The organism is Peribacillus sp. FW305-BF15, from assembly GCF_058783805.1.
In genome coordinates this window covers 224332-240883 of sequence record NZ_JBYSYV010000001.1, presented here as the reverse complement: position 1 = coordinate 240883, position 16552 = coordinate 224332, and the positions used below count along the sequence as shown (strand labels likewise).

20 protein-coding genes and 2 pseudogenes are annotated in these 16552 nt (G+C 34.4%); 16 read left to right on the top strand and 6 right to left on the bottom strand.

Features of this window, described 5'->3' with window-relative positions; genetic code table 11:
• Window position 1: 1 nt before the first annotated feature.
• Both AC3WLU_RS01110 and AC3WLU_RS01105 read right to left on the bottom strand, forming a co-directional pair.
• Complete coding sequence (locus AC3WLU_RS01110; RefSeq protein WP_492596624.1) at window positions 2-586, bottom strand: TetR/AcrR family transcriptional regulator; 585 nt, start codon at window positions 584-586, stop codon at window positions 2-4.
• 7 nt (window positions 587-593) lie between these two features.
• Window positions 594-1346, bottom strand: coding sequence for an alpha/beta fold hydrolase (locus AC3WLU_RS01105; RefSeq protein WP_492596623.1), 753 nt, complete (start codon window positions 1344-1346; stop codon window positions 594-596).
• Window positions 1347-1610: 264 nt separating this feature from the next.
• Here AC3WLU_RS01105 and AC3WLU_RS01100 point away from each other — a divergent pair, with 264 nt between their 5' ends.
• The 7 genes and pseudogenes from AC3WLU_RS01100 to AC3WLU_RS01070 all read left to right on the top strand — a co-directional run bounded on the left by AC3WLU_RS01100 (window position 1611) and on the right by AC3WLU_RS01070 (window position 6977).
• The gene (locus AC3WLU_RS01100; protein ID WP_492596622.1) at window positions 1611-2090 is read left to right on the top strand and encodes a recombinase family protein; all 480 of its coding nucleotides are present in this window, start codon (window positions 1611-1613) and stop codon (window positions 2088-2090) included.
• A 398-nt stretch (window positions 2091-2488) separates the two neighbouring features.
• Entirely contained in the window at window positions 2489-3184 is a 696-nt protein-coding gene (vanR, locus tag AC3WLU_RS01095; protein WP_492596621.1) for a vancomycin resistance response regulator transcription factor, VanR-F/VanR-M family, read from the top strand.
• Window positions 3177-4274, top strand: a complete 1098-nt coding sequence (vanS, locus tag AC3WLU_RS01090) for a vancomycin resistance histidine kinase VanS (protein ID WP_492596620.1) — start codon at window positions 3177-3179, stop codon at window positions 4272-4274. Before vanR ends, vanS begins: the two co-directional genes overlap by 8 nt.
• A gap of 117 nt (window positions 4275-4391) precedes the next feature.
• Window positions 4392-5255: a VanY-A/VanY-F/VanY-M family D-Ala-D-Ala carboxypeptidase gene (gene vanY, locus AC3WLU_RS01085; RefSeq protein WP_492596619.1), complete on the top strand. Its 864-nt coding sequence runs from the start codon at window positions 4392-4394 to the stop codon at window positions 5253-5255.
• A gap of 62 nt (window positions 5256-5317) precedes the next feature.
• Window positions 5318-5523, top strand: a pseudogene (locus tag AC3WLU_RS01080) (hypothetical protein); the annotation flags it as partial.
• 25 nt (window positions 5524-5548) lie between these two features.
• Window positions 5549-5938 carry a hypothetical protein gene (locus tag AC3WLU_RS01075; RefSeq protein ID WP_492596618.1) on the top strand — a complete coding sequence of 130 codons (390 nt, stop codon included), beginning with the start codon at window positions 5549-5551 and terminating at the stop codon, window positions 5936-5938.
• 160 nt (window positions 5939-6098) lie between these two features.
• Window positions 6099-6977 (top strand): YitT family protein, encoded by an 879-nt coding sequence (locus AC3WLU_RS01070; RefSeq protein ID WP_492596666.1) that lies wholly within the window; start codon window positions 6099-6101, stop codon window positions 6975-6977.
• A 436-nt stretch (window positions 6978-7413) separates the two neighbouring features.
• On the opposite strand, the gene AC3WLU_RS01065 is transcribed toward AC3WLU_RS01070, so the two are convergent.
• On the bottom strand, window positions 7414-7683 hold the full coding sequence (locus AC3WLU_RS01065) for a hypothetical protein (protein ID WP_063576299.1): 270 nt from the start codon (window positions 7681-7683) through the stop codon (window positions 7414-7416).
• Between the two features lie 230 nt (window positions 7684-7913).
• Here AC3WLU_RS01065 and AC3WLU_RS01060 point away from each other — a divergent pair.
• The 3 genes and pseudogenes from AC3WLU_RS01060 to AC3WLU_RS01050 form a co-directional block, all read left to right on the top strand.
• Window positions 7914-8096, top strand: a pseudogene (locus AC3WLU_RS01060) (YkvA family protein); the annotation flags it as partial.
• A 218-nt stretch (window positions 8097-8314) separates the two neighbouring features.
• Window positions 8315-8611 carry a YolD-like family protein gene (locus AC3WLU_RS01055; RefSeq protein ID WP_413003910.1) on the top strand — a complete coding sequence of 99 codons (297 nt, stop codon included), beginning with the start codon at window positions 8315-8317 and terminating at the stop codon, window positions 8609-8611.
• 4 nt (window positions 8612-8615) lie between these two features.
• Entirely contained in the window at window positions 8616-8738 is a 123-nt protein-coding gene (locus AC3WLU_RS01050) for a hypothetical protein (protein ID WP_492596617.1), read from the top strand.
• Window positions 8739-9471: 733 nt separating this feature from the next.
• Here the strand turns inward: AC3WLU_RS01050 and AC3WLU_RS01045 are convergent.
• Entirely contained in the window at window positions 9472-10011 is a 540-nt protein-coding gene (locus AC3WLU_RS01045; protein ID WP_492596616.1) for an ECF transporter S component, read from the bottom strand.
• Window positions 10012-10220: 209 nt separating this feature from the next.
• Here AC3WLU_RS01045 and AC3WLU_RS01040 point away from each other — a divergent pair, with 209 nt between their 5' ends.
• The 5 genes from AC3WLU_RS01040 to AC3WLU_RS01020 all read left to right on the top strand — a co-directional run bounded on the left by AC3WLU_RS01040 (window position 10221) and on the right by AC3WLU_RS01020 (window position 14084).
• Window positions 10221-11069, top strand: a complete 849-nt coding sequence (locus tag AC3WLU_RS01040) for a pyridoxamine kinase (RefSeq protein WP_492596615.1) — start codon at window positions 10221-10223, stop codon at window positions 11067-11069.
• A 174-nt stretch (window positions 11070-11243) separates the two neighbouring features.
• Complete coding sequence (locus tag AC3WLU_RS01035; protein WP_492596614.1) at window positions 11244-11531, top strand: hypothetical protein; 288 nt, start codon at window positions 11244-11246, stop codon at window positions 11529-11531.
• Between the two features lie 63 nt (window positions 11532-11594).
• Window positions 11595-12998, top strand: a complete 1404-nt coding sequence (locus AC3WLU_RS01030; protein ID WP_492596613.1) for a glycoside hydrolase family protein — start codon at window positions 11595-11597, stop codon at window positions 12996-12998.
• A 181-nt stretch (window positions 12999-13179) separates the two neighbouring features.
• Window positions 13180-13836: a hypothetical protein gene (locus tag AC3WLU_RS01025; protein ID WP_106026437.1), complete on the top strand. Its 657-nt coding sequence runs from the start codon at window positions 13180-13182 to the stop codon at window positions 13834-13836.
• Window positions 13837-13847: 11 nt separating this feature from the next.
• Window positions 13848-14084, top strand: coding sequence for a hypothetical protein (locus AC3WLU_RS01020; protein WP_095396079.1), 237 nt, complete (start codon window positions 13848-13850; stop codon window positions 14082-14084).
• 33 nt (window positions 14085-14117) lie between these two features.
• Here the strand turns inward: AC3WLU_RS01020 and AC3WLU_RS01015 are convergent, their stop codons facing one another.
• Complete coding sequence (locus AC3WLU_RS01015) at window positions 14118-14333, bottom strand: helix-turn-helix domain-containing protein (protein ID WP_063576292.1); 216 nt, start codon at window positions 14331-14333, stop codon at window positions 14118-14120.
• A 197-nt stretch (window positions 14334-14530) separates the two neighbouring features.
• On the opposite strand from AC3WLU_RS01015, the gene AC3WLU_RS01010 reads away from it, so the two are divergent.
• A complete protein-coding gene (locus tag AC3WLU_RS01010; protein WP_492596612.1) occupies window positions 14531-14695 on the top strand; it encodes a hypothetical protein in 165 nt (54 codons plus the stop codon).
• Window positions 14696-15252: 557 nt separating this feature from the next.
• Here the strand turns inward: AC3WLU_RS01010 and AC3WLU_RS01005 are convergent.
• Entirely contained in the window at window positions 15253-16314 is a 1062-nt protein-coding gene (locus AC3WLU_RS01005; protein ID WP_106026435.1) for a DUF3900 domain-containing protein, read from the bottom strand.
• Window positions 16315-16552 lie beyond the last annotated feature (238 nt).

Here is a 16552-nt window from a genome sequence, read left to right as displayed (position 1 = left end):
ATTAGTTACAAAACTCGCTTATAATCTGGTTCTTTATTTCTTCTATCGGAAATCCCTGTTGATAGGTGGATATCATCAACATAATTCCTTGTAGCACAGATGAAAAATATAACGATCGTTTCCTTGGTTCCGTTTCACCCATACTTTCAAATATTTTACATTGAAACTCAAATTGTCTAGCATTTTCTTCAATTATGAGATGACTGTATTTTATCAACTCTTCATCTGATTCTGGCTGAGTTTGAAGGTGTAGATAGAACCGATGGACTTCTGGCTTTTGGTGGATATTATCTATGGCACCATTGATTATATGTTCTAGCTGTTCACGAGGTGTATTTAAGGTGAAAGCTTCTTCCATGACTTCCGCCACCTCCTTGATTCTGGCCTCGACCATTTCAGAAAGCAGTTCTTCTTTTCCTTTATAATAGTTATAGAGTAACCCTTTCGAAATGCCCGCATGCTTGGCTATATCGCTTATGGAAGTAGCGTAATAGCCTTGTTTTATAAATAACTCCATGGCTGCAGCGCGAATTTTTTCTTTGGATGCTTGGCGAATACGGTCATTCTCTTCGGGTGTACGTGGCATTTTATCTTCAATCCTCCATAAAAGCAGTGAATTCTTGATATAAAATTTCAGAATGGGTGAGGGGCAGCATATGATCGGCATCCTCTATTTCGATGAAACGGATGTTTGGAACCTTTTGGAAACAATCGGCAACCCGGAAATTATCTGCCAAGTCCTTTTTGCCGATAAAAAATAAAGTTTCGGTGTTCAATTCTTCTAATCGTTCCATTGCCGGCGGCCGCGGCCATATCATGCAGAAATCAGCGGGCCACTTAAGCATGCGCCCGAAATGATGCCTGAGCATTTGGACAGTGAGATCTTTGTGCGGACTATCGATAACAACTTGGTATGTTGGTGAATGAAGGGCAAGCTCTAACATCTTATCTATATTGGGGGCACTTTCCAATATCTTGTTATGATATTTTTCAAACTCCTTTGAATAGGGAAAACCAGTTAAAGAAGGAGCAATTAATACAAGTTTCGATACCCTTTCTGGATAATTAAGGGCTAAATCAGTGGCAATCTGTCCGCCCAAGGAATGACCTATAATCGTTGCCTGATTAAGTTCCAGGTAATCCATTAGTGCCAAAACATCCTCTACATAGTTTGCATGTTTTATGGGGGATGGGGATTTTCCGGCACCACGGCCATCAAAAACGATCACTTTGTAATTTTTAGTTAAAAGAGATGCTAAAAATGTCCATTGCCTCAAATCAACCCCGCCACCATGAATAAGAACAACAGGAAGACCCTTGCCATTAACCTCGAAATGTAAATCCAATGCAACCCCTCCTTTTTAATCACTGAATTTTCAGATTTATTTTATTATTGAATGAACGTTTAGTCAATAGAAAATGCAATTAAATTTTGAACAACTGTCTAAGAGTATATTAACTTTTATATAACGCGGATTTCACAATTAATGGTTAATCTAAATGTTTATGTAAAGTGTCTTAAAGTTAGTATATGATTTAACATATTAGTCTTTTAGACAGAGGTGCTTTAAAAGGCCTTAATTGGGTAGTTTCAACAGTTGGACAAATACTTGAAAATCAAATTGAATCACTTCAGGGATATGGCTAAGGAAAATCAATCTGATGCAAAATCAAATCGAATAGCTCTTCATGGAGCATTAGAGTATTTGCGAGAAGGAGATAAGCTAATTATAACTAAAATAGATAGACTTGCTCGCTCAGTCATAGAACTACATAACGTTGCTAGCCAATTAGAGGATAACGGCATCGGCCTTGTTTTCTTAGAGCAAATAGATTTCTCAACTCCATCAGGGAAGTTAATGTTCACAATGCTAGGAGAAATTGTTGAGTTTGAAAGGGAATTAATGATCGAAAGAACAGCAGAAGGACAAGGGAAACATATGGAAAGAACAGGTCAACCAAGGAAAAACTTAGAACGTGCATTGGATCTCTTTGGTAATCGAGAAGAAAATAAAATCGGTGTTAATGATATTGTGAAAATGACAGGTGTCCCGAGTAGTACCATCTATGCAAATGCTAAAGATAGGTAAAGGTGTATAAGTAATATTTGAAGGAAAAGAGAAAGAGGGTTAGAATCTTAGATTCACTTTAATCTTGGATATTAAAGCTGTAACATTTCCACCTTAATGGGTGATGTTACGTTTTTTAACAAATTTGTTAATGATGGATCACCCCGTTTTGGGTCCTTTCGTGAAATTGATACTCCCTCTTTTATTTAAGAATTCGTAGCCTTTTTTTTCTGAACAGGTAGCCGGATACTAAACTTGGGGTATTGCGTTACGAGCTACAAAGACTTATATTCAATAATCGGGCAGCTTGTGGAATAAACAAGTGATAATTGAACTCGGCAAAAACAGCCGATTTTTTACGATACAACTTCGCAACACTTATTGACGATTAATGATAACTTTTTCTAGGGGTGGAATACATGGAAAATATAAAAATTTTAATAGCTGATGATGATGTTGAGATTGCTGATTTGGTTGCTATACATTTAGAGAAAGAAGGGTATCGTGTCATTAAGGTATCGGATGGGCAAGAAACCATTGATGTTATCCAGAGCCAACCAATTGATTTACTGATTTTGGATATTATGATGCCGAAAATGGATGGATATGAAGTTACCCGTCGTATTCGCGAAAAACATAATATGCCAATTATTTTTTTGAGCGCTAAAACGTCTGATTTTGATAAAGTGCAGGGACTCGTGATTGGAGCAGACGATTATATGACGAAACCATTTATACCCATTGAATTGGTAGCTCGGGTAAATGCACAGCTGCGGCGCTTTATGAAATTGAATCAACCTAAATACAAACAGGATATAAACTTGGAATTTGGAGGATTAACGATTTCTTCTGAACAACGTACAGTTACTCTATATGGTAAGAATATTGAGTTAACACCGAAAGAGTTTAAAATTTTATATTTATTAGCCAGTAATCCAAATAAAGTCTATAATGCAGAAGATATTTTTCAGAAGGTATGGGGGGATGCATACTATGAAGGTGGGAATACCGTAATGGTTCATATTCGCACTTTGCGGAAAAAACTTGAAGAGGATAAACGAAAAAACAAATTGATAAAAACTGTATGGGGGGTAGGTTATAAATTCAATGGGTAATATTCTGCGAGGCTTTCGTTCAAAAATGATCATATTGTTAGGCTTAAGCATGTTGTTGTCTAGCGTCATAACATATTTCCTCTTTAAAGTACTCCAATTGTATTATTATACAAATGTTAATTATGGAGATACACTAGCTTATTTTCGCAAAATCATACAAAATATTGGAGACCTTAACGTCTTTTTGCTTGTATTTATCACGCTTTCGATATTATTCTTCTTTTTACTTACAAAACCCTATTCTGCCTATTTCAATGAGATTTCAAAAGGAATTCATTATCTCGCTCAGGGTGACTTTAAGCATCGAGTTCAAATATTGTCAAATGATGAATTTAGTGATATTGCACAAGGCATTAATCTGGCAAGTGAAAAATTGGAACAAGCCATAGAAAGGGGTGACTTTTCGGAGAGTAGTAAAGAGCAGTTAGTAGTTAATTTGGCTCATGACTTGCGCACACCTCTTACCTCTGTGTTAGGTTATTTAGATTTAATCCTTAAGGATGATAATTTGACTGAAAATCAGATCAGGCATTATTTAACGATTGCCTTTACCAAATCTCAACGCTTGGAAAGGTTAATTGATGAATTATTCGAAATAACTAGGATGAATTATGGGATGTTACCAGTTGAAAAAAAACAAATCGATTTAAGTGAGCTACTTGTTCAATTGAAAGAAGAGTTGTACCCTGTCTTTGAGAAAAATGATTTGATAGCAAGAATGAATATCACTTCCCCTTTATCTATTATGGGTGATGGAGAGTTATTGGCACGTGTGTTTGAAAATCTTCTGGTTAATGCAAATCGCTATGGGTATGAGGGGCAGTATGTGGATATCAACGGTTTTATTGATTCAGAGGAAGTGGTTATTCAAGTTATCAATTATGGGGATGCCATTCCTCCAGATGAACTGCCTCATATTTTTGATATGCTTTATACTGGTGACAAAGCACGAACTCATCAAGAAAATAGTACAGGTCTCGGTTTATTCATTGCGAAGAATATTGTAGAGCAACACAATGGGACAATATCCGCCGCAAGTGATTTAATACGCACTATATTTGAAGTCCGATTACCAATAGCGGATTCCTAAGAAGTTTAATAATAAGATCCAAGTGAAAATTTAAGAAAAATTTAATGTTTACCCCACTTTTTATTTTAAAAGTTTTTCCTATCCTATAAACAAGTTACATCAAGGAGGAGACTAAAAATGAAAAAGTGGGGATTTTTATTGGTTTTTGCATCAATTCTAGTATTTATTTTTAAGATATTACCGATATCCCAAGATAAAGTAGAGGATCAAATATATGAACAAAATGATAATACAGCTCCTGAAAATTCTCAAAAGATTGAGATTACAGAAGAGCAGATCCATCAAGGGAATCTGCTTTTGGTTAACAGTGAATATGCTGTTGAACAAGCTGGCATACAATCGGATATCATAAATTTATTTACACACAAAGGGTTAACTGCCGGATACCAGTTACCTAATAATGAAATAAAATTATCAGAAGAAATAGCTGAAAAATTTTCGGAGATGATAGCTGCGGCTGAAGAGGATGGGGTTAGTAATTTCTTAATTAGCAGTGGTTATCGAGATTTTGATGAGCAAAACAGACTGTACAAGGAGATGGGGGCTGACTATGCTTTGCCAGCCGGGCATAGCGAACACAATTTAGGATTAGCACTCGATGTAGGGTCTACTCAAATGAAGATGAAAGAAGCACCTGAAGGAGAGTGGATAGAAGAAAATGCTTGGAAAAACGGCTTTATCTTACGCTATCCCGCGAATAAAACGGACATTACAGGAATTCAATATGAACCATGGCATATTCGCTATGTCGGCTTGCCTCACAGTGCGATTATGCAGGAAATGAATTTAGCTTTGGAAGAATATCTGGATTATTTAAAAGATGAAAAGAGCATTTCTATTAGTGTTGAAGGGAAAAAATATACAATTTCATATTATCCCATTTCTCAAAACGGGACAATTGAAGTTAAAGTACCAGCGAATGAACAGTATGAAATATCTGGTAATAATATGGACGGAGTGATTGTGACCACATTGAATTAGGTTCAAAAATGATATAGTCTTAGTTTTAAATGTAAAGTAGGAAACGTATTCTATCTGCTTAACTGACGGTTTTGTATACTTATTTATGTACTATTATTTATTGTGTTTCAAATTGTATTTTTATTAAAGGCGCAAAAATATTTAAGCATTTTCAATGGGTGTATGTTTTTCTTTTTCTACCTTTCACTAGAAATCAATACTTCCATTTTCTTCTGAAGGTATTACTACATATATATTGAACCTTATTCTATTTATACCCTTATGTTTTTGAACACCTTAGGGGCGATTATTGGATGTTAGCAGGCGGGGATTTTGGTTCACTCTTATGCCGTATTAATATAAATGGCGGAATCATACTAAACCCTGTCAATGCAGGGATATACATATCTGCTATTAAGTACACATTCAGAAGAATCGCCATTATCAATGTTATATTAGAGACAGGTTCAGCTCTGTATTGTATCCAAACTGCAAAATCAGGTACAGGAGCTATTTCAGGATGTTACGCTTCAGCATATGTGAGTCTTATCAATGCTTCGTCAGTATTAGGGCGTTCATCTGATTGGTTAGTGGACTTATCAGGTAACTTTGCTACAGCACCTAACGATTGTGCAAATGGCTCTACTTTTAGAGGGAATGGAATTCTCAGAATTAGAAGAACTGGTGCTTGTGTAACGATGTGAAAACCAATAACAACAATCAAACGCTAACAAGAATAGCGGTCTTATTTTGGCTAAATTAGGAAGATGTAACAAAGTTGGAACTTCTATATTCAAAGTTATTTTTCCTGATTTAATATTAGAGTATAATAGTAATAAATAAATAATAAAAGGTGTGATTTTTCTGACGGAAGCACTAAAAAAACAGCATAGAAAGTTACCTCGTTTGATAATTATCCAACGGATCATTCTTATTACAATTGGTGCTTTGCTAATGGCCACTGGATTGGAAATCTTTTTAATTCCCAATCATGTAATTGATGGAGGCATTACAGGTATTTCTATTATGCTTTCTCACGTTACCGGTATAAAACTGGGAATCTTTCTATTCCTTTTGAACCTACCATTTGTATATCTGGGATATAAACAGTTCGGAAAAACTTTTGCTATATCTACTGTATATGGGATTATAATGCTTTCCATTTTTGCGACATATTTTCATCCTATCCCGCCCTTCACAGAAGATATCCTTCTTGCTACAATTTTTGGCGGTATTTTTTTAGGTATAGGTGTGGGAATAGTAATTCGTAACGGTGGTGCTCTTGATGGTACAGAAATACTTTCGATTGTAATAAGTAAAAAAGTGCCTTTTTCTGTTGGCGAAATTGTTATGTTCATCAATCTATTTATACTTGGTTCTGCCGGATTCGTTTACACATGGGATAGAGCTATGTATTCAATCTTAGCTTATGTAATTGCTGCTAAAGCCATTGACATTGTTATTACTGGAATGGAAGAAACAAAGTCAGTGTGGATAATTAGCGATGAAGCAAAAGAGATGGGTGATGCAATCAATAGCCGATTAGGACGAGGTGTGACATACTTACATGGTGAGGGTGCTTTTACTGGAGAAGACAAGAAGGTTATTTTCTGTGTAATTACCAGACTTGAAGAATCCAAGTTAACTACAATTGTTGAAGAGATCGACCCTTCATCTTTCTTAGCAATGGCAAATATTGCGGAAGTACGGGGTGGACGGTTCAAGAAGAGAGATATTCATTAATATTAACCACACAGGAAGCGCTCATAACTTGAGTGCTTTTTTGCATACTTTTTTAACAGGATCGGAATAATTTGTAGTAAAAAACATTGAAGAATAAAAGCATTTTGTATTTACTGAGCTTTTTTTATTAGCAGGGTTAAATGGGGCAATTGGAGGAGATGGAGGGGTTATTATCCGACCATCTTATTCTTTATTATCGGTGATCTTCTAATAGTCGTTTACTCAATAACCATCAACTGTGGGCTTATCAAGAAATATTTTAAGTGTTTTGGAAACATTAAGTCTGAAATTTTATTATTAACAAAATCCAAACCGTCCCAAAAGGGTGGCTTTTTATTATGTAATGAGAGGGATGGAAACATAAGAAAAACTAGACATCCACTTTAACCAAGTGATGACTTATTCTTTTTTAGAATGTAATACATAGAAAAGGCACTTAACCTAATTGGTCGAGTGCTTTTTGTGTCTTTTTTAATACTTCTTTATTTTTATTAATGAAAACTTTATTTCTTAATATCATTTCTTTATTATTAAGCTCATCATTTAGTTCGGTAGTATCGTTCAGTTTCTCTAGAAGTGAGACTATTGATGGCATTGCTAATAATTCATGGAAAGCTATGTTTGTTTTAATAGATAAGATTTTTAGCTCAGTAAGTTGACGAGGAGATAAAAAAGACTCAAATGGTTGCCTTTCATTTATTTCCATAATTGTACCCTCCATATGATGTGAATGATTAAATTGTAATTTAATTATAAAATAGATAAGTTCAATAAATGTATTAATCATGTAAAGATTTGATGAATTGTAGAAGGTTGGATAAAATTAGGGTAATATCCTGTTAATATGGTAAAAAATTGATGATGAATAGGGAGAGATTATAATAAGATACAACTAAATACTTAGATGTTTTTTCTGAAGACTCATTTTGGAAGAAGATTAAAAAATTCGGCAAAAAAGCAGGGGTTAAAGTGGTTTATGTAGCTTTACTATTGTTTTACACACTTCAAAAGCCAACCACTCCTGTTTGGGCAAAAACAGTAATTTTTGGTGCATTGGGATATTTCATACTTCCGATTGATTTAATTCCTGACTTAATCCCTGGTGGATATACTGAAGAATTCATATACATCGAAGGACTTGGAATAGCAACAGAAGAAGGAGAATAAACATGGAGAAGTTAATTAAAAGACTTTTACAGGAAGATATTTCCGTTATATATAGAAGGGAAAATTTCCACTTCATTTTTTTGACTAAATTAAGAACGAATGTTCTGTAATGTATTTATAGAATGAAATGGAGATGTTCTTATGTCTATAAAAAATCGAGGAAAGTTAAAATGGCCGAATACGTTAAATTACTTAATGATGTAAATAAGGATTATTACCGTCAATTAAAGCCAATATTAGATGAGTACCAGTTAGAGGAGTTTGAGGACAAGATACACACTGCTATGGAGTTTGCTTCACCTGTAATGTTTACTGTTTGGGAAGATGGATTTGATTGGGAATATACAGGAATGATACATAGGTTAGATCCTTTGACAAAGATGATACATTTAGAGTTGGAAAATGAGAAGGGACATATTATTAGGGTGAAGTTTGAGGATATTGTTGGGGTAGATGTAAGGGAGTGAAAAAATGACTAAAGCAAAACCAAAAAGAAAACTGTGGATTAAGAGTAAAACATTCCTAAATGAATTTACAGTAGATGAATACTTGAAAAAAGAAGTGAAGTTAATCTTAGCTAAATATACAAAATGAATAGAAATCACCAGTCTATACGATTGGTGATTTTTTATTTTCTATAATTTTACTCGTTACTATTTTCATAGATAATTTAGTGAAATGTGAATATAAGATATTTTGTTTGGAGATTATTATGTAGGACAGGAGAGTGATATTGATTGGGTAAAAAGTCAAAGAAAATTAATCTTAATGATGTTGATATGCCGATGTAGAAGTTATTTCAGCGGATAATATCGATATTAATGAATATTTTAGAAGGAAGCTTTTCGAGTGTATAGCCAAAGAAGAAAGTAGGCTGTTTTTGTATAAGGAAAAGAATAAATAGTTTAATTGAAAGGACTATTCTAATGTGAAAAAGAGTAAACCAAGAAAAGAACTTCGAGGAAATGGCTATTTTGTAAATGAACCTAACTACGAATTAATGGCTAAGGCGTTTACGGAACTATACTTTAGTTTTACTAAAGGTGGGTGGATCTGGAGATGCAGAATTCGACAAATTAGGCACGATAGCTTTATTTTCTGCATTGGCAAATGATGAAGAAGGGAAACAAAAGGAATTAGATAAAATGAGAGCTCACGTTAAAAGACTTAAGAATGAAAAAAAGAAATAGATAAAGTCTTGTCGTGGTCATCTAGTTTACCCTCTGCATGAAGAGTACCGATAAAAAGGGAAGCAAACAAAACATAGCCCCTAAATACAATCCATGTAGTATTTGGGGGCTACTTGACGTTTACCTTTATAGCGAATTTACTTAAAATAAGGAACCTTTTTCAAAGCCACACAAACTGGAACGGCAACGATAATTCCTAATATATTTTGAACGAGATCTCCAGGTATCGAAGCTAAAGGTGCAATCCAATTACCGTATAGAATCCCTTCACCAATATAATAGACAGCTATCATAAATGGAATTGAAACGATTGTTGCTATTACATTGAGAGCAATGCTAGTACCGTTGCGACCCTTTGACCAAGCGATTTTACCAACTATATATCCTTGCAAACCACGCGCCACAATGGTGATAGGTGCCCACAATGCCCACCCTCCAACTATATCAAATAACCCCATTCCTATCGCACCAGCAAGAGCTGCTTTTTTAGGACCAAATAAAATAGATGCAATAAAAAGCATAGCTGTTCCTAGATGAACTAACCCTCCATTTGCGGCAATTGGCAGTTTAATATTCAAAAAGAATGTAGATACGAACACAAGTGCAATCAACATTGCGGTAATAATTAAATCCATAGTTTTTTGACTTGACCTTGAATAACTTTGTGTATTTTGCATATCTGTAAACCTTCCTAACTAGAATTTTCCTATGATTTTAGCAAAAGACTGGTGTCTATAAAAGTGTCAATTTATTAAAAAACTATGAGGTCAGTTGATAAAAAATACAGATTTTATACATATTGAAAAGAGAGAGGAGATGACTGTTTTTAGCTGATTTATGATAAGATAAATAAAGTTTAAAGTGGATAGGCCATATGGAGGTTATTATGAAAAAAGTTGCTGTACTACAGGATTTATCATCTTTTGGAAAATGTTCATTAACAGCTGCAATTCCGGTTCTTTCGGTCATGGGCGTGCAGGCATGCCCTTTACCAACGGCCATATTGACTGCGCAAACCGGATATCCAAGTTTTTTTTGTGAAGATTTTACATCCAAAATGAAAAACTTCATAGAAGAATGGAGCAAGCTTAATGTAACCTTTGATGGAATCTATACCGGCTTCGTTACTGGTGAAGAGCAAATTAATAATATTTTCCATTTTTTAGATAAATTTTATACAAAAGAAACCATTTTACTTGTTGATCCTGTAATGGGGGATATAGGAGAAGTCTATAAACTTTTTACCGATGAATTACTGGTACTTATGAGAGAACTGGTGAAGCGTGCAGATGTCATTACACCAAATGTTACAGAGTGCTGTTTATTAACCGGATTGTCTTATGAAAAGCTGGATAGCTATTCTAACAAAGAGGACTATATTAAAGCGATAGAAGAAGCAGGGAATATGTTGCAGCAAGAAACGGGAGCTCAGGTTATCATCACTGGAATGAATCCACCGTCAGCAGATACAGAGAAGCAGTTTATCGGAAATATGTATTTGGACGGAAGTAGAACCTTTTATAGTGCGACGCAGTATAACGGTGAAAGCTATTCAGGTACTGGTGATTTATTTGCATCTGTGATTATGGGAAGCATGATGCGTGGAGAGAACCTAGAAAAATCCGTACAGCTCGCAGTGGCATTCCTGACAGAGGCTATCAATGATTCCTCCTTGGAGCAAATTCCTAAAGTAGAAGGAGTTAACTTCGAAAAATATTTACGAATGTTATTATGAATGCTTTAAAAAATGGAAAAAATAGAGTAACAAAAGCTCGGCTTTTTGACTAACCGAGCTTTTTGTATAAATCAAATAGTACTTATATTTTGCCGAGTATTGTAAAAAATCACTTAAATAATAAGGAAACTTTCTATTTACCTCACAACAGCCAGTATTTATGTTCGTTAAAGTTTGAAAATATTTAACTTCCATAGACACCTTTACAAAGATGAAGGAAAATTACTTGAAGAAAAAACAATATTATCTACAATCGAGGAATTAGAAGCTCTATTTCCTGATAAGGATAGATCAGAAATTATAAAGAAAATGCGTCAATTAGGTTGCTTAGAATTAAAAAACGCAAAAATTCCATGGAGTGCAAAAACAAATAAAGAAGATAGACCGCCTTGTAAAATTACTTATGCTAATGAGCCTAATATGGAAATAATGGCTAAAGCATTCACTCACCTATATTACTAACGATAAACCTTGGTAAATCCAAGAAGTATTCACGTTGGCAAAAAGAAGTGGAAGAGGCTGGTGATGAAGCCGGGGCGGTATATTATTCCTAAAGGTACTTACAGACTAACGGATAAATTGTATTTAACTAAGAATACAAAGATTATCATGGATAAAGGGGCAAGGCTACTACGTGATCATAATGCTGGATTCTTTATTAATGGAAGAACAGGCGATAGCTTTACAGGTTATGACGGAAACGGAAATATCACTATTGAGGGTGGAACATTAGACGGAAACCTTACAGCTCGTTATAAACATTATAATGCTATAGGGCTTGCTCGTGGTCAGAATATTGTTATACGTGATGTTGAGATAATAGATGTACGTGGTGCTCATGCGATGGATATTAACGGATGTAAAGACGTATTGATTGAAGGTTGTAAGTTTAAAGGTTATGACATTAACTACACAGTCGATGGTGACGGTGCTTCTTATATGCGTGAAGCTATTCAGATTGCAAATCATACAGAAGCAGGTTTCAATAGCTTTGGTTCTTTTGATGCTCAAGTTTGTGAGAATGTTACAGTACGTGATTGTTACTTTGGAGCAAGTGCAAATAATCCTGCTTATCCTGCAGGTGTTGGAAATCATGGTGCAGTTGCAGATTTATACATGAAAAATATTCGTATCTATGACAACATTTTCGATGGTATGACTTATGCAGGTGTAAGACCATACAAGTTTGAAAATACATTGATCAGAAATAACACGTTTATTAATTGCGATTACGGTATACGATATTCAAATCCTAATGGAAATGGTACATACGATGCAGGAAAAGCACAGTCAGGTAGAAACACTGTAATCCAAGGAAATAATTTTATCAGGTCTAAAACTAGAGATATCTATATTGTGGGTTGGGTTAAAGATGGAATAACTGCAAGAGTGAAAAACATTCAAATCCTTGATAACATTTTTGAAGGTGTTTCAAATGCAGAGACAATGTATCTATCATTCTGTGAGGATGTATTAATTAGAGGGAATATCTCCAATATCACTTCTCGTTTTGTTATGGGATACTACAGTATCAATGTATCAGTTAAAGATAATTTAGTTAATGGAATTACAAATGAAGTGGTTTATGTAAGTGATGCTACTGCTGATGGAAGTACAATTTATGTGGGATTAGGATACACCAAGGATTATTATATTAGTGGGAATAGAGTGGAAAATTGTGGACGTAGTGCATTCAATATGAGTGGATTGGATGGGGTAGAAGTTCATTCTAATGTAATCGTTAATGCTTCTACAGAAACGGTTGGTACTCGTAGTGCCATTGTCGCAACAGCTAGTACAAGGAATGGACACAATAACAAAGTACGTGGAGGACTGTGGATTAAAAGTAGAACATTCCTAAATGAATTTACAGTAGACGATTACTTGAGAAAAGAAGTTAAATTGATTGTAGCTAAATATACCAAATGAATAATAGGTCACCATTCGCTGGTGATTTTTTTGTTGTAATTTTTTTGATTTTAATGAAAATAATACATAAGTATTATTTTTGTGGTATAATTTGTATTTGTTGCCAATATAACCCAAAGTGAGATATGCAAAAGTGTTAAAGAATCGTTTTTTAGTTTTACTATTATTAGTAGGAGTATTCATGTTTAGTAGTGTTAATGCTTCTTATGCAGAAGAAACAGATGATTGGGATTGGGCGGAGTTTGAGAGATTAAAATTATTAGATACCATAGAATTTTATGGATTAGATATACTTCATGAAGAAGAAGCATTCGAAAAGAATACAACAAGTGAAGTTATATACAACCCCATGTATGAAGATGGGACAACTTTAGATGTAAAGTTAATGGTTTCAACAGATATAACCGGTAATATTACAGCTGTCGAATCAGATGCATCATTAATGACAATGGACATTCTTAAAAAAAAGAAGCCAAAGAATCCAAAAACCAAAATAAATGCTGTACCATATAAATTGAATGGGGGATCAAACAAAGCGAGCTTTATTAATGAGCATGCGTACAATAAGCATAAATATGATTCTAAGAAAAAATCATCAGCTACGGCTACTCAATATGGAAAAGATGTTGATGTGAAAAAATTAAGAGAAGATACAATGGCCAACTATGATAATAAGTGGACAACTAAGGACAACTCTGGTCAAGTTCAGGTTCACTATGCTAAGAGTTATGATTCTAATATAAGCACTAAGGATACATCAACAAAAAACCATAGGGTTGTAATTAACAAATCTAAATCAACTAGGAGTACTCAATATCCATTATCCTTTAAAAACTAGGAGTGAAGAAAATGAAAATAAAAAAAAGCCAAAAGTTCGTACAGTTAGACGTAAGGAATTGGGATAATACAGAGTTAGTAGAAAGTTTATCTGAGATTTGTGGGACTAGTAAAGAGTATGAAAATGATGAAGTAGAGGTTCATCAAGTTGTGGATTTAGGTAAACTTAAAAACGAATGGAGATATTTAATCATTCTAAATATTTCACAAGACCTGGATAATCTAGGAGCACCAGTAGACCATTATTAAAATTTAAATAGAATGCTTAAGACCACCAGTCATTTAAGATTGGTGGTCTTCTTCTTTTACATGAGCAATTATATCCTCGATTTCACAATGAAGTACATCACAGATTTCATTAAGAACTTTCATTGATACAAATTCATCTTTTCCTATCTTAGCCAATGTAGATGATGAAATTTTAGTTTGTTTCTGTAAATCAACCTTACTTATTTTACGTTTGTGTAGTGTAGCCATTAAGGGTGCATAGGTGAACATGTAACCAACTCCTTTAGGTTTATAATGAATATCTTTAGTTTAGTGTGCCATAGCTTTAAAAAAAGATGAAATTTCTTCTGAGGTGGTATTTACAACCACAATTGGTAAATATTATATTATCTTTAGAAAAGCGAAGGTATAATTCGAGTAAACAGACGTAATATTCGATATAACAAAACAAAGGGAGCGGATAAGGGATGACAAATCAGACAGTAGCAGTAGAAGGTAAAGAAATGGTAAGAGAAACTTTCGGAGTATTCACAAACTTGGGCATTGAACTTAACTTTAACCAAAATTCGGACAACCAAAAACAAGCACTAATTGAAGCGATATATAAACTTGAAGGAATCTCTACCTATTGAAATGAAAATTACATTAAACGATGGAACTGTCATTGTGCCTAACATAAACAATTGGAATCACAAATGCGAAAATATCTCAGTTTTCGATGAAGCAGATGACTACATGAATTACAGTACAATGTTTTTATAAAACCTTGCGATCTCGTAACATTTAAAAGGAGGCGAAAAGATGAAAAGTTATAACTCCATTCTAAACGAGTGGGTTTTTATAATTTATAGAGAGAAAGGTAAGGGAGGGATAAATTCGGATACTTCTATGGCGTTTTTGTGAAGACATTCGAAGTGAATTATTTAGAGAAGATAACTGATTTGGGGTTTAGCTTGGAGGATTAACATATATAGAAGAAGCTAGGTCAATACTTTATTACAAGAAAAAACTACTAACTATAAGTTAGTAGTATGGTCAAATTTAGAGTAAATAATAGAGGTTTAGAGTTTGAATTTTAGTTTGAAAATTGGTCACAAAATTGGTCACAGATTTGACTGAAACCATTGTTATAAAGCAATAATTACATGATTTATTGGTCACAATTTATGGTCATAAACATTAAAAAGAATCAACTTTTATTTATGATTTTTTCGATTAGTATTTGCAAATCATCCGGCTTATGAAACTCAATCGGCGAGACACCTTTATCGAATTCTATTGTATTGGATTCTATCATCAATACATATTTCCCATTAATCTTTCCTAAATGGATGCTTTCGCCAAAATCGGCTAACAGTCCTTTGACGGATGTACTGCCAAGCTTCATTCGCATTTCGGCTTCAGGTGTATGCTCGACAATCTGGGCTGTGGCTTCGACGACCTGATGGGTTTCAAGGCGTTCCTGGATTTCCCGCTTTTCACTGGTTTCCCAGATTTCCAGGTCCTGTTCGAATTTTTGCAGTTCGTCACTGTTTTCTTCGAATTGAGCGGATACATGTTCATGAACCATGTGTATGACCTGGTTTTTCATGATTTCCGGCATCGATTCGCCATATTCTACGAACTTCAAAAAGTCCTCAAAGTAGCGGGCATGTGAGGCTTGATGGATTTTCAGCTCGGCTTCTTCGACCATTCCTTCTTCGGGCATGTATGGGTATTGGATGGATTTCATATTTTTAGTGGTGATTGCCATTTCAACGTGCCTAATCAAGGTCCGTTCATCCGAAATGGAAGCAACTTTTGGCTCAAAATCACATTTTAGTAAGAAAACGAATGGTTCATCAAGATATTTCGTTAATTTTGCCGATGCGATTATGAAGACACCGCCACGGACGGCACTTGTATCAATATAAGATCGCGTGAATTGTTCATTTTCCTCTTGGAATTCCTGTTTTGTTTTTGCATATCGAACACGGTTAAATACATTGTAATTAGGGTTGGAATCAAGTGCATGTCCTTCTTCGACAATAAAAGATCCAATTTTGGTCGGTATTTGTTCAGTTTTTGGATGACGGTCGACTTTTCGTTTGGAAATCTTCATCAATTCCCCATCCAAAAAATCCTTTAAAGGACTTTCTTCGTATTCTTCAGTATCAAGAGTTTGGAAATGTTTAAAACGCTTATCAGCCTGATCGCCTTTTCCTTCGACTTGGATTAAATAAAAAGACAGATAGGTAATTGCAAAATCCATGATTGTCACCTTCTTCAATTATTAAGCATAATTCCCGTACTTTTTTTAAGACTTAATAAGTATAGTGATGTACTTTGATTCCGTCAAACTATTGGCGCATGAATGATCAGAATAATATTGGAGTATTATTTCATAATAATACATATACAAAAATAACGAATGATCCAATATTGGATTAAAAATATTAGAACTTTTACAAGAAAAAATTAATCGAAATACTCTAATAGCTTACTTTATT